Raw genomic sequence first — 13388 nt, forward strand, 5'->3', positions numbered from 1 at the left:
TCAGCGGTCTGCGGGAGTCCGGGCCACGGCGGTGTGCGGCGCCTCGGCCGGGTCGGGGGTGGGGGTCTTCCTGGGTGTGGCGAGGGCCAGGCCGGCAAGGGCGAGGAGGACGGGGATGCCCGGCGGGAGGAAGGGGGTGGCGGCCACCGCGAGGGCTGCGCCGAGGAGGGCGGCGCGGCGGGTCGGGCGGTCGGTGGTGACGGCGGGGAGGACGAGGGCGAGCAGGACGGCGGGGAAGGCGGCGTCCAGGCCGAGGGCGTCGGTGTCGCCGATCGCGCCGCCGGCGAGGGCGCCGAGGACGACCGCGACGTTCCAGATCACGAACAGCCCGAGCCCGCTGACCCAGTACGCGGCGCGCCGCCGGGCGCGGTCGGGCTGCTGGAGGGCGAAGGCGGTGGCCTCGTCGGTGATCAGGTGGGCGCCGAGCAGGCGCTTCCAGCGGGGGCCGTCGAGGACGTCGGCGACGGCGAAGCCGAACGGGAGCAGGCGGGTGTTGAGCACGAGGCCCGCGGCGACGGCGGCGAGGGCGCTGCCGCCGGCGAGCAGCACGCCGACGGCGGCGAACTGGGAGCCGCCGGCGAAGACGACGACGGAGAGCAGGACGGGCACCCAGGCGTCCATGCCGCCGGAGACGGTGATGGCGCCGAAGGAGGCACCGACCACGGCGTCGGCGAGGCAGACCAGGGCGATGGCGCGGATGGTTGAGCGATCCAATGTTCGCAATGACGAACGCATGTCCATTAGAATGAACACCCCAGCCCGCGTTCGTCAAGGCGAACGAATCGACTCCTGGAGCGAACACGTGGAGACCGACCTGATCGGCCTGATCGCCGCCGCCATCCGGCGCGAGCGCGAGCGCGCCGGGGTGTCGATGAGCGAGCTCGCCAAGCGGGCGGGCATCGCCAAGTCGACGCTCTCGCAGCTGGAGTCGGGTTCGGGAAATCCCAGCGTGGAGACGCTGTGGGCGATCGGGGCGGCCCTGGGCGTGCCGTTCAGCCGGCTGGTCGACCCGCCGCGCCCGCAGGTCCGGGTGGTCCGGGCGGGCGAGGGCCCGGTGATGCACTCCGAGCAGGCGACGTACTCGGCGACCCTGCTGGCGTCCTGCCCGCCGAACGCGCGGCGCGACGTCTACCGGATCGACAGCCAGCCCGGCGAGTCACGGATCTCCGACCCGCACATGCCCGGCACGGTCGAGCACGTGGTGCTCGGCAGCGGCCGCGCCCTGGTCGGGCCGGTCGACGAGCCGGTCGAGCTGCTCCCCGGCGACTACGTGAGCTACGCCGGGGACGCCAAGCACATCTTCACCGCGCTGGAGCCGAACACCACCGCGACGATGGTGGTCGAGCACGTCTGAGCGGGCGCGGGCCGGCCGGTTCGGCCCGCGGGGGCGACGCAGAACCGGACGGTTCAGCCCGCGTTGACGGCGTAGAAGGCGACCGCGGCCGCGGCGCCGACGTTCAGCGAGTCGATGCCGTGCGCCATCGGGATGCGCACCCGCCGGTCGGCGGCGGCGAGCGCCTTGGCGGTCAGGCCGTCGCCCTCGGCGCCGAGCATCAGCGCCGCCCGGGGCAGCGTGTGCGGGCGGGCGACGGCCAGGTCGACCGCACCGGACGGGGTGAGGGCGAGCAGTTCGAACCCGGCGTCGCGGACGGTCGCCAGCGAGCCCGGCCACGGGTCGAGGCGCGCGTACGGCACGGAGAACACCGCGCCCATGGAGGTCTTGACGGCCCGCCGGTACAGCGGGTCCGCGCAGTCCGGCGAGAGCAGCACGGCGTCCATGCCGAGCGCCGCGGCGGAACGGAAGATCGCGCCGAGGTTGGTGTGGTCGACCAGACCCTCCAGGACCGCCACCCGGCGGGCGTCGATCAGCAGCTCGGAGGCGTCCGGGAGCGGCTTGCGCTCCATCGAGGCGAGCGCGCCGCGGTGCACGTGGTAGCCGGTGACCTGCTCGGCGAGGTCCGGTTCGACGACGTGGACGGGGGCCTCGGCCGCGTCGATCACGTCCTGCATGACCCCGAGCCACTTGGCGGTCAGCAGCATCGAGCGCATCCGGTACCCGGCCGCGAGCGCGCGGCGGATCACCTTCTCGCCCTCGGCGATGAACAGGCCCTCGGCGGGCTCGCGGCGGCGGCGCAGCTCGACGTCCGTCAGGCCGGTGTAGTCGGCGAGGCGGGGGTCGGCGGGATCGGTGACGGTGAGTGGCTCGGACACCGGCTCATCTTCGCACGTGGGGAGGGCCGGTCAGGGGCCCGGCGGGTGCCCGGGCCCCTGGCGGTGGTCAGCCTCCGAGGACGTTCACCACGTCGCCGATGACGATGACCGCCGGGGGCTTGATGCCCTCCGCGGCGACCCGGTCGGCGACGGTGGCGAGGGTGGCGTCCACCCGGCGCTGGGCGGCGGTGGTGCCCTCCTGGACCACGGCGACCGGGGTGTCCCCGGCGCGGCCGGCGGCGATCAGGCGGGCGGCGATCGCGCCGATCTTGTCGACGGCCATCAGCAGCACCAGGGTGCCGGTCATCTGCGCCAGCGCGTCCCAGTTGGTCAGCGAGCGCTCGTCCGGGCCGACGTGGCCCGAGATCACCGTGAACTCGTGGGTCATCCCCCGGTGGGTCACCGGGATGCCGACCGCGGCGGGCACCGAGATCGAGCTGGAGATGCCCGGCACCACGGTGACCGGGATGCCGGCCTCCACGCAGGCCAGCAGCTCCTCGCCGCCACGCCCGAAGACGTACGGGTCGCCGCCCTTGAGCCGGACCACGAACTTGCCGGCCTTGGCGTGCTCGACCAGCGTGTGGTTGATCGCCTCCTGGGCCATGTACCGGCCGTACGGGATCTTCGAGGCGTCGATCACCTCGACGTGCGGCGGCAGTTCGGCGAGCAGCTCGCGCGGGGCGAGCCGGTCGGCGACCACCACGTCGGCGTCGGCCAGCAGTCGGCGGCCGCGGACGGTGATCAGGTCCGGGTCGCCCGGGCCGCCGCCGACCAGGGCCACGCCCGGGGTCCGCTCGCGGTACTGCCGGGCCGCCAGCGAACCGTCCCGCAGCCCGTCCACGATGGCGTTGCGCAGCGCGGCGGAGTGCCGCGGGTCGCCGGTCAGGACGGCGACGGTGGCGCCGCCGTCGCGGCCGGAGGCGGGGGTCCACGCGGTGGCGGCGGAGGCGTCGTCGCTGCGCGCGCAGAACACCCGCCGCAGCTCGGCCTCGGCGGAGACGGCGGTGTTGACGGCCGGGTCGTCGGTGGCGACCAGCGCGTACCAGGTGTCGGCGAGGTCGCCGTCCTGGTAGCGGCGCTCGTGCCAGGTCAGCTCACCGGCGTCGGCCATCGCCTGGACGGCGGGCGTGGTGGTCGGCGAGATCAGCTGGACGTCCGCACCGGAGGCGATCAGCGCGGGCAGGCGCCGCTGGGCGACCTGGCCGCCGCCGACCACGACGACGCGGCGGCCGGCGAGCAGCAGGCCGACCGGGTACGGGGTGAGGCCCTCGGTGCTGGGGTGGGGGGTGGGCGCGGTCATCGGCGGGAGCTCCTGGGTGGGCGGGTTCTCAAGGGCAGGGGACGACCCCGCACCGGCGCGCCCTCGGGCCGGTGCGGGGTGGGGGTCCTGATGAGGGTCAGGCCTTCTCGGTGACCCCGGCGGAGTCGAAGGTGGCTACATCGTGCATCGCCCGGGCGGCACTCTGCACCAGCGGCAGGGCCAGCAGGGCGCCGGTGCCCTCCCCGAGTCGCAGGTCGAGGTCGATCAGCGGACGCAGGCCGAGCTTGGCGAGCGCCGCCTGGTGGCCCGGCTCCGCGGAGCGGTGGCCGGCGATGCAGGAGGCGAGCACCTCGGGGGCGATCGCCTTGGCGACCAGCGCGGCGGAGCCGGCGATCACGCCGTCCAGGATCACCGGGGTGCGCAGCGACGCCGCGCCCAGCAGGAAGCCGGCGAGGGCGGCGTGCTCCAGGCCACCGACCGCGGCGACCACACCGATCGGGTCCGCCGGGTCGGGCCGGTGCAGGGCCAGCGCCCGGCGGATCACGTCCACCTTGCGGGCGTGCGTCTCGTCGTCGATGCCGGTGCCGCGACCGGTCACCTCGACCGGGTCGGCACCGGTGAAGACCGAGATCAGCGCGGCGGACGCGGTGGTGTTGGCGATCCCCATGTCACCGGTGATCAGCACCTTGTTGCCGGCCGCGACCAGGTCGCGGGCGGTCTCGATGCCCACCTCGATCGCCCGCAGCGCCTCGTCGCGGCTCATCGCCGGGCCCTGGGTCATGTCGTCCGTGCCCGGCTTGACCTTGCGCGGCAGCAGACCGGTGGTGCGGCCCTGCTGGATCGCCTCCGGCAGGTCCACCTTCACGCCGACGTCCACCACGCACACCTCGGCGCCCACCTGCGCGGCGAAGGCGTTGACCACCGCTCCCCCGGCCAGGAAGTTGCCCACCATCTGGCCGGTGACCTCCTGCGGCCACGGGGTCACGCCCTGGGCGTGCACGCCGTGGTCACCCGCGAAGATCGCCACGCAGGCGGGCTCCGGGATCGGCGGCGGGCACTTCCGGGACAGGCCGGACAGCTGCGCCGCGATGATCTCCAGCATGCCGAGCGAACCGGCCGGCTTGGTCATCCGCTTCTGCCGGTCCCACGCCTCGCCGAGCGCCTTCGCGTCCAGCGGACGGATGCCCCGGAGGGTGTCCGACAGCAGGTCGTGCGGCTCCTCGCCGGGCAGCGCGCGGTTGCCGTACTGCTCCTCGTGCACCACCCAGGACAGCGGGCGCTTCTTCGCCCAGCCCTGCTGCTGCAGCTCCGGCTCGTCCGGGAAGGAGTCCACGTAGCCGACGCACAGGTACGCCACCACGTCCAGGTGCTCGGGCAGGCCGAGCTCGCGGACCATCTCCTCCTCGTCGAAGAAGCTGACCCAGCCGACGCCCAGGCCCTCTGCGCGGGCCGCGAGCCACAGGTTCTCCACGGCCAGGGCGGCCGAGTACGGGGCCATCTGCGGCTGGGTGTGCCGGCCGAGCGTGTGCCGGCCGCCGCGGGTGCGGTCGGCGGTCACCACGATGTTGACCGGGGTCTCGAGGATCGCCTCGATCTTGATTTCCTTGAACTGCTTCGCCCGGCCCTTGGGCAGCGAGTCCGCGTACTCGTCGCGCTGACGCATCGCCAGCTGGTGCATCTTGCGGCGGGTCTCGGACGAGCGGATCACCACGAAGTCCCACGGCTGCGAGTAGCCGACGCTCGGCGCGGTGTGCGCCGCTTCGAGGACGCGGATCAGCACCTCGTGCGGGATCGGGTCGCCGCGGAAGCCGTTGCGGATGTCGCGGCGCTCGCGGATCACCTGGTGCACGGCGTCGCGGCCGGCGTCGTCGAAGCCCGGGGCGGCCGGCGGACGCTCGGCGTCGGCGTCCTCGGCGGTCACGGGCTCGGCGGCGACGGGCTCGACGGTGACCGGCTCGGCGGTCACGGCCTCGGCGGTGACCGGCTCAACGGTCACGGCCTCGGCGGTGACCGGCTCGGCGGTGACGGGTTCGGCGGTGACCTCGGTGGCGACGGCCTCGGCGGCGGTCGTCTGCTCGGCGGCCGGGGCGTCGGGGGTGGGGGTGGACGCGTCGACCGGGGGGAGGTCGGCGGCGATCGGGGTGGGCTCTGCGGTGGACACGGTGGCGCTCGGCTCTTCGAAGGTGGGGGTGGGGGCGTCGGCCTGGGGAAGGTCGGCGGAGGTGGGGGCCTCCACCGGGGCGAGGTCGGCCGGGACGAGGTCCGTGAGGACCGGAGCCGGGTCGGCGAGGAAGGCCGAGATCCGGCGGTGCTGGCCGCCTCTACTGCTCTGCTGCGGCGGGATCGCCCCCTGGGCCGGGGCCTCCTCAGGGGCCTCCACCGGGGCCTCCACCGGCTCCGCGACGGCGACGGCGGCCGCGACGGGCTGCACGGCGGCGGCCGGCTCCAGCGGGGACTCGGCGGGGGCCTGCGCGAGCGCGGTGTCCGCGGACAGCGAGATCGTCGCGTCGGCCGGGACCGCGGCGACGGCCTCGGGTGCGACGAGCTCGGCAGGGGCGGGCTGGGCTGCGTCGGCGGGCTCCCCCGCCGCCGCGTGGACGGGCTGCGCCGGGTCGGCGACGGGCGGCTGAGGGGCCGCGGCCGCGGCGTCCAGCGGCTGCGCCGGGGCGACGTCGGCGGGCGCGGGGTCGGCCTCCGCTGCGGGAGCCTGGGCATCCGCGGTGGGCGCGGCGTCCTGGGCGGCGAGGTGCAGGGTCTCGGCGCCGACCGGAGCGAGCGGCTGTCCGTCCGGGCCGACAGCGGCGAACTGGGCGTCGACGGGCAGCGCGGCGACCGGGGCGGCGAGGTGCAGCGTCTCGGGACCGACCGCGAACGGCTGCGCCTGGGCCAGGACCTGGCCGTCGACACCGACGGCCAGGGGCTGCGCAGGGGCGAGCGGAAGACCGTCCGGACCCACCGGGAGCGGCTGGCCATCGGGACCGACAGCGGCGAGCTGGGCGACCGGCTCGGCGGCGAGGACCTGCGGCTGACCGTCCGGGCCGACCGCGAACGGCTGCGCCTGGGCCAGGACCTGGCCGTCGGCACCGACCGCGAGGGGCTGCGCGGGGGCAAGCGGAAGACCGTCCGGACCGACCGGGAGCGGCTGACCGTCCTGGCCGCCGACGCCCGGGTGCGGTGCGTCGGCGGGCGACAGGTGACCGGGGAACGCCGCCTCCGCCGGAGCCGGCTGGAGGGCGTCGGCGGGGGCGGGCTGCGCAACGGGCATGGCCGGGACGGTGTTTGCCGGGACGGGCTGGGCGACGTGCGCTGCCGCGGTGGCGTCCAGGGGCGCGGGCTGGACGGCGATGCCGTCGCCGGGCAGGGGCTGCTCCGCGGTGACCACGGGCGCCTCCGTGGGCACGGGCTGAGCGGTGGCGTCCAGGGGCGCGGGCTGCGCGACGGGCGCTGCGACGGTGGCCTCGGGCGCGGGCTGGGCGAGGTGCGCTGCGGCGGCGACCTCGGCGGGAACGGGCTGCGCGGCGGCGGCAACGGCTGCCGCGGCCGGGTCCACGAGCGCGGGATCGGCGGCGGGCACGGGCTGGGCGACGGCGTCGACCGGCAGGTGCTGCACGGCGGCGGGCGCGGGCGCGGGCGCCGCTGCGGCGGAGGCGTCGCCGGGCACCGACTGCGCGGTGGCGAGCGCGGGATCGGCGGCGGGCACGGGCTGCGCGGCGACGGGCGCTGCTGCGGCGGGGGCAACGGCTGCCGCGGCGACGTCCGCGAGCTGGGCGGGGGCGTCGCCGGGCACCGGCTGCGCGGCGACGTCCGCGGGCACGGGCACGGGCTGCACGGTGGCGTCCGCGGGCACCGGCTGTGCGGTGGCGGGGGCAGCGGCTGCCGCGGGGGCGTCCGCAGGTGCGGGCTGCTGGGCGTCGCTGAAGAGCGGGGTGAGCGGCGGCGCGGGCGGGACGGGGACGCCGTAGGCGGGGGTGCCGCCGGGGGTGGTGGAGGGGCCGCGGTCGGCGAGCGAGCGGACCGGGACGTGCCCGGTCATCAGGGAGGGGTCCGGGATCGGCGGGCCGGCGTGCAGGGGGCGGCGCGGCTGGGGCTGAGCGGCCGTCAGCGGTTCGACGACGGGCGCGGGCGCGGACGCGGGCTGCGCGACCGGTTCCGCGGCGGCCGGGGCGGGCGGCGTGAGCGGCGGCCAGGAGGGCGCGACCGGGGTGCCGGCGGGCGGGGTGGCGGCGGCCGGGTCGTCGACGGTGCGCAGCGGCATGGTGTCGCCGACGGGGAGGTCGGCGGCGGTGGGGTCGACGTTGACGGTCTCGACGGCGCCGTGGATGGGCTCGCCCCAGGCGGCCTGCGGGCCGGGCATCAGCAGGACGTCCTCTTCCTCGTCCAGCTGGTCGGGCTGGTCGAGGAAGGTGTACGCGGGCCGGTGCTCGGTGGACCAGGGGCTGCCGAGCGGCGCGCCGGGCGCGTGCCCGGGGTCGCCGGGCTCGGGCGCGAGCGGGCCGCCGTTGGGGACGTGGCCGCCATCGGTCATGTCAAAAGCTCCTTCCGGGCCGCTTGCGCGCCCTCGGTGCCGCGGTCGCCGACCGCCGCACCCACCTCCGCCGGGAGCGGGTTCGCACCGACCCGCCCCTGTCTGCACCTAGCACTAGCACCTGCGGCCGGACCGTCCGGCGTCGAGCACCGGACGGGCGTCACCCGTCGGGGTGGCGCGCCATCTGAAACAACGACAACCCCGGGCAAGCGGCACGACCGCTCCGGGGCCCGTGGGCATTCTTCCGGGCCGGTGCGCAGCGCGTCGAATGCCCGCAATCCGGGTCATTTCGGATTGCAACGCGTCAAAAAGGGGACAACCGTGCCGGATCGGACACGATGCACCGGATCGGCGAGCGCAACCCAGGGGCCCAACCCTACCGGCCGCGGCGGACGCGTTCTCGAAACCGTGTCCGGATGCGACCGGGATCACCGTGGCTGTCCAAGGCGTGGTCGGTAGGGTGCGGCGGCCGGGCTCAGTCGGGCTGCTCGGCCCAGATCAGGAGGGTGTAGTCGGCGCGTCCGAGGGTCGCTCCGGCGGCGGCGTCGGGGTCGGCGGTGAGCGGCGCGGACTGCAGCAGGACGCCGTCGGTGCGGTACCCGGCGGAGGTGAGGATGCGGTGGATCTCGCCGGATTCGGCCAGCGAGCCGGCGACCGCGACCAGGCGTTCGGGGCGGCGGGCGACCACCTCGCGGACCACGTCGGCGCCGCCGGACTCGACGGCGACGGCGTCGGGTTCGGGCAGGCCGCCGAGCACGTCGGCGGGTTCGCCGGGGACGGTCTCCACCTCGACGCCGCGGCGGCGGGCGTTGGCGGAGATCCGGGCGCAGGCGGCGCGGTCGGGTTCGACGGCGACCACGGCGGCGCCGAAGCCGGCGGTCTCGACGGCGAGTGCGCCGTCGCCGGCGCCGACCGTCCAGACCAGGTCGCCGGGGACGGGCGCGAGCCGGGCCAGCGCGAGCGCGCGGACGTGCGAGGGCAGGGCGGTGGCGCGCCGGGCACCGGCGTCCGCGCCCGCGTACGCCCCGCGGGGCAGCGCCCAACCGCGGTCGGGGCCGGGGAAGCCGAGCGGTCGGCCGGCCAGCCAGCCGGCCGCCTCCTCACCGGGCTGCGGGCCGCCGCCGATGACCAGGACGACGTTGGGTTCGCGCCAGTCGTGGTCGGGGACGCGTTCGGAGTCGAGGACGGTGACGTCCTCCTCGGGGGTGCCGATCCCCTCGCAGACCACGAAGGTGCGTGGGACGCCGCGCAGCATCAGGGCGAGTTCGCTGGGGCCGGCGTCGGCGGTGGTGAGGACGGCGACCTTGGGGTGGGCGCGGCAGATGTTGGCGGCGCGGCGCAGCCGGCCGCCGTGCACGGAGACCACCTGGGCGTCCTCCCAGGCCATGCCGGCCCGGGCGAAGGCGGCGGCGACGGAGGAGACGGCGGGCAGCACTTCGAGTTCGAGGCCGAACTCGGGGCGGCGCAGGGTGCGCACGACGCCGAAGAAGCCGGGGTCGCCCTCGGCGACGACGACGGCGGTGCCGCGGTGCTCGGCCAGCCGGCGGGCGGCGGTGCGCAGGTCCGCGAGGCCGATCCGCTCGGCGGTCGCCGGGACCGGCAGGGCGTTGAGTTGGTAGGGCGCCCCGGCCACCAGTGTCGCTCCGGCGAGCGCGCCGGCGGCGGCCTCCGTGAGCGGCGTTCCGTCCCACCCGATGACCGTGATCCGGTCAGCCATCCCGGCCGCTCTCCCTCGCCTGGTCCGCCCCGTGGTCGGCCGCGCCGGCACCGGCGCGTCCAGCACCAGAGGCTACCGGTTGTGCCGCCGCCGTGGCCGCACTGGCACGCGATCGGTGGGGGCGGCGGGTATCAGTCCCGCAGGGCGTACGGGCGTTCGGCCCGGTCGGAGCCGCCGGTGGGGTCGAGATCCTCGGGGAGCAGGCTCCAGACGATCAGGTCGGTGCGCTCCACGGCGGCGTCGCCCCAGTCGCCGCGGACGGTGGCGGCGTTGCGCAGCACGCCCTCGCTGATCGCGCCGGTCTTCTGGGCGACCTGCTGGGCGGCGGCGTTGCCGGCGGCGGTGCGCAGTTCGAGGCGCTGGAAGTCGCGGTCCTCGAACAGCCACTGGGCGACGCCGAGCACCGCCTCGGGGGCGTAGCCCTCGCCGCGGGCCCAGGAGGCGGTGAGGAAGCGGACCTCGGTGGCGCGCAGCCGCCAGTCGGTGCGGCGCAGTTCGGCGAGGCCGACGACGCGCTGGGTGAGGTGCTCGGTGACGGCGAAAACGATTCCGCGCCCGTCGGCCCGTCTGGCGGGGGCGAGCAGGCGGACCAACTCGCGGGCGTGCGCCTCGGTGTAGGGCTGCGGGTAGTCGGTCCAGGTGCGGACCGGCTCGTCGTCGAACATCGCGACCAGGCTGGGCACGTCCTCGTCCGCAAGCGGGCGCAGCAGCAACTGGTCGGTGCTGATGGCTGTCTCGGGGAAGCTCGCTGCCATGCCGTCATCTCCTCGCCGGGTCGTTGACACACCGTACGCCCCGGACCCGTGGAGTTGCATACTGCACGACCGACCCCCGGCGCGGTCACGCCGGGGGCCGGTCGACGGTGTGTCAGAACGCCGGGATGACGGAGCCCTGGAAGGTGTCCTGGATGTACTTCTTGACCTGGTCGGAGTGGAGCAGCTCGGCGAGCTTCTTGACCCGCGGGTCGCTCTCGTCGCCCTTCTTGACGGCCAGGATGTTGGCGTAGGGGTTGCCCTCGGCCTTCTCCAGGATCAGCGCGTCGGTGGCAGGCTTGAGGTTGGCCTCCAGGGCGTAGTTGCCGTTGATGACGGCGGCGTCCACGTCCGGCAGGGCGCGCGGCAGCTGGGCCGCCTCCAGCTCCTTGAACTTGAGGTTCTTCGGGTTGGAGGCGATGTCCTGGACGGAGGCGGTGACGCCGGCGCCGGACTTGAGGGTGATGACGTTGTTGTCGGCGAGCAGCTTGAGCGCCCGGCCCTCGTTGGTGGCGTCGTTGGGCAGCGCGACCTGGGCGCCGTCGGCCAGCTCGGTGACGGCCTTGACCTTCTTGGAGTAGAGGCCGAGCGGCTCCAGGTGGACGGTCTCCACCGAGACCACGTTGGTGCCGTTCTTCTTGTTGAACTCCTCCAGGTACGGCACGTGCTGGAAGTAGTTGGCGTCCGCGGAGCCGTCCTGGACCGAGGTGTTGGGGGTCACGTAGTCGTTGACCACCTTGATGTCGAGCTTCAGCCCGGCCGACGCCGCCAGGTTGTCCTTCACGTACTGGAGGATCTGGGCGTGCGGAGTGGGGCTGGCGACCACCGTGAGGGCCTTGTTGGGGTCGGCGGAGGCACCGCCGGTCGAGCTGTCGCTGCCGCACGCCGCGAGGGTGAGGGCGAGGCCGGCGGCCGTGGCGGTGACGACGGTGGTCTTCAGAACGTTACGCACGAAAAGTGCCTTTCTGCGGGTTTCTTGCGGACCGCCCCTGGTGGGAGCGGAAGTTCAGTGGACGGACAGGGTGTCCTCTTCGGCCTCGGTGGGCCGGGCACTGGCGCTGCGGAAGAACGCGAGCGGGCTGGCGTAGTCGCCGCGGTGGGAGAGCCTGCGGGCGGCGTAGTCGCCGATGGTCTGCAGCACGGTCACGATGACCACGATCTCCGCGACGATCACCCACATGAAGGCGGTCTCGAAGCGCTGGTAGCCGTAGGTGATGGCGAGGGATCCGAGGCCGCCGCCGCCGACCGCGCCGGCGATCGCCGAGTAGCCGATCAGCGCGATGACCGTGGTGGTGACGGCGGCGATCAGCGAGGGCAACGACTCGGGCAGCAGGGTCTTGCGGACGATCGTCGGGGTGGAGCCGCCCATCGACTGCACCGCCTCGACCAGGCCGGGGTCGACCTCGCGGACGGAGGTCTCCACCAGCCGGGCGAAGAACGGGATCGCGCCGACGGCCAGCGGCACGCTGGCGGCCTGCCAGCCGAGGGTGGTGCCGGTGACCCAGCGGGTGAACGGGATCAGCGCGACCACGAGGATGATGAACGGGATCGAGCGGCCGATGTTGACGATCATGCCGAGCACCCGGCTGACCGCCAGGTTCTGCAGCAGCCCGCCCTTGTCGGTGAGCACGAGCAGCAGTCCGACCGGCAGGCCGACCACGATGGTGATGACCGAGCTGAGGCCGACCATCCCCAGGGTCTCCCAGGTGGCGGGCCACATCAGTTCCTGCATCTGGTCCCAGGTCATGCCGCGGCTCCGTTCACGTCCAGCACGTCCACCTGCAGGCCCTGCTCGCGCAGGTAGCCGATCGGCACCACGTTGTCCTGGTGGCTGCCGGGCAGTTCGACGCGCATCCGGCCGACCATCAGGCCGGCGATGGTCTCCACCGCGGCGCCGAGGATGTTGATGTCGATCTGGTAGGTGCGGGCGAGCTGGGAGACGAACGGCTGGGCGGGCGCGTCGCCCTGGAAGGTGATCTCCAGGACGGTCCGGCCGGGGTGGCCGCTGCCGAAGTCGCCGAGCGGGAACAGCTCGCGGGCAAGCTGCGAGTTCGGGTCGGCGAGCAGCCCGGTGAGGCCGCCGGACTCCACCACCCGGCCACCGCGCATCAGCGCCGCCGAGTCGCAGACCGACTTGATCACGTCCATCTCGTGGGTGATCAGCAGGACGGTCAGGCCGAGCTGCTGGTTGAGGTCGCGCAGCAGCTTGAGGATGGAGCGGGTGGTCTCCGGGTCGAGGGCGCTGGTGGCCTCGTCGGAGAGCAGCACCTTGGGGTCGCCGGCCAGCGCACGGGCGATGCCGACGCGCTGCTTCTGGCCGCCGGAGAGCTGGCTCGGGTAGCTGCGGGCGCGGTCGCCGAGGCCGACCAGGTCGAGCAGTTCGGCGGCCTTGCGGCGGCGCTGGGTGCGGTCCAGGCCGATGATCTCCAGCGGGAGTTCGACGTTCTGCTGGACGGTGCGCGAGGACAGCAGGTTGAAGTGCTGGAACACCATGCCGATCCGCCGGCGGGCCTCGCGCAGTTCACGGCCCGCCCGCTCGCCGCCGGGCAGCGCGGTCAGCTCGACGCCGTCCACGGTGACGCTGCCGGAGCTGGGGCGCTCCAGCAGGTTCACGCAGCGGATCAGGGTGGACTTGCCGGCGCCGCTGGTGCCGACGACCCCGTAGACCTCGCCCTCGCGTACGTGCAGGTCGACGCCGTGCAGGGCGGTGACCTCGCGGCCCCGGGAGCGGTAGACCTTCGTCAGGTCCTTGGTGGTGATCACAGCTGCTTCCGTTGTTCGGGGGCGGACGACTCGTGGCGGTCCGCGCCTGTGAAAGGGAATCAGTTCCTGTCGCTGTGTCGATCGTGGCCGGTGGGCGGCGGGGATGCTCGCGGGCATGGCCCTAACGAGTCATCAGCGGCGACAGGAGGAGAAGGCTGG

10 protein-coding genes are annotated in these 13388 nt (G+C 74.8%); 1 reads left to right on the forward strand and 9 read right to left on the reverse strand.

What is annotated here, in order from left to right; translation table 11 throughout:
- The gene (locus tag ACGFX4_RS25610; protein ID WP_393078696.1) at positions 1–735 is read right to left on the reverse strand and encodes an AzlC family ABC transporter permease; all 735 of its coding nucleotides are present in this window, start codon (positions 733–735) and stop codon (positions 1–3) included.
- Positions 736–802: 67 nt separating this feature from the next.
- Between ACGFX4_RS25610 and ACGFX4_RS25615 the strand changes: the two genes are divergently transcribed.
- The gene (locus ACGFX4_RS25615; protein ID WP_345700222.1) at positions 803–1354 is read left to right on the forward strand and encodes an XRE family transcriptional regulator; all 552 of its coding nucleotides are present in this window, start codon (positions 803–805) and stop codon (positions 1352–1354) included.
- Positions 1355–1407: 53 nt separating this feature from the next.
- On the opposite strand, the gene ACGFX4_RS25620 is transcribed toward ACGFX4_RS25615, so the two are convergent.
- The 8 genes from ACGFX4_RS25620 to ACGFX4_RS25655 all read right to left on the reverse strand — a co-directional run bounded on the left by ACGFX4_RS25620 (position 1408) and on the right by ACGFX4_RS25655 (position 13229).
- A complete protein-coding gene (locus tag ACGFX4_RS25620; RefSeq protein ID WP_393078699.1) occupies positions 1408–2211 on the reverse strand; it encodes a TrmH family RNA methyltransferase in 804 nt (267 codons plus the stop codon).
- Positions 2212–2278: 67 nt separating this feature from the next.
- Positions 2279–3511, reverse strand: coding sequence for a uroporphyrinogen-III C-methyltransferase (cobA, locus tag ACGFX4_RS25625; RefSeq protein WP_393078702.1), 1233 nt, complete (start codon positions 3509–3511; stop codon positions 2279–2281).
- Positions 3512–3608: 97 nt separating this feature from the next.
- On the reverse strand, positions 3609–7997 hold the full coding sequence (cobT, locus tag ACGFX4_RS25630) for a nicotinate-nucleotide--dimethylbenzimidazole phosphoribosyltransferase (protein WP_393078705.1): 4389 nt from the start codon (positions 7995–7997) through the stop codon (positions 3609–3611).
- A 475-nt stretch (positions 7998–8472) separates the two neighbouring features.
- Complete coding sequence (gene cbiE / locus ACGFX4_RS25635; RefSeq protein WP_393078708.1) at positions 8473–9714, reverse strand: precorrin-6y C5,15-methyltransferase (decarboxylating) subunit CbiE; 1242 nt, start codon at positions 9712–9714, stop codon at positions 8473–8475.
- A gap of 131 nt (positions 9715–9845) precedes the next feature.
- Positions 9846–10469: a GNAT family N-acetyltransferase gene (locus ACGFX4_RS25640; protein WP_393078711.1), complete on the reverse strand. Its 624-nt coding sequence runs from the start codon at positions 10467–10469 to the stop codon at positions 9846–9848.
- 112 nt (positions 10470–10581) lie between these two features.
- The gene (locus tag ACGFX4_RS25645; protein WP_393078713.1) at positions 10582–11418 is read right to left on the reverse strand and encodes a MetQ/NlpA family ABC transporter substrate-binding protein; all 837 of its coding nucleotides are present in this window, start codon (positions 11416–11418) and stop codon (positions 10582–10584) included.
- Between the two features lie 54 nt (positions 11419–11472).
- Entirely contained in the window at positions 11473–12213 is a 741-nt protein-coding gene (locus tag ACGFX4_RS25650) for a methionine ABC transporter permease (RefSeq protein ID WP_393078714.1), read from the reverse strand.
- Entirely contained in the window at positions 12210–13229 is a 1020-nt protein-coding gene (locus ACGFX4_RS25655) for an ATP-binding cassette domain-containing protein (protein WP_345700214.1), read from the reverse strand. Before ACGFX4_RS25655 ends, ACGFX4_RS25650 begins: the two co-directional genes overlap by 4 nt.
- Positions 13230–13388: the final 159 nt, after the last annotated feature.

This window comes from Kitasatospora sp. NPDC048365 (assembly GCF_043200835.1).
GTDB lineage: Bacteria > Actinomycetota > Actinomycetes > Streptomycetales > Streptomycetaceae > Kitasatospora > Kitasatospora terrestris.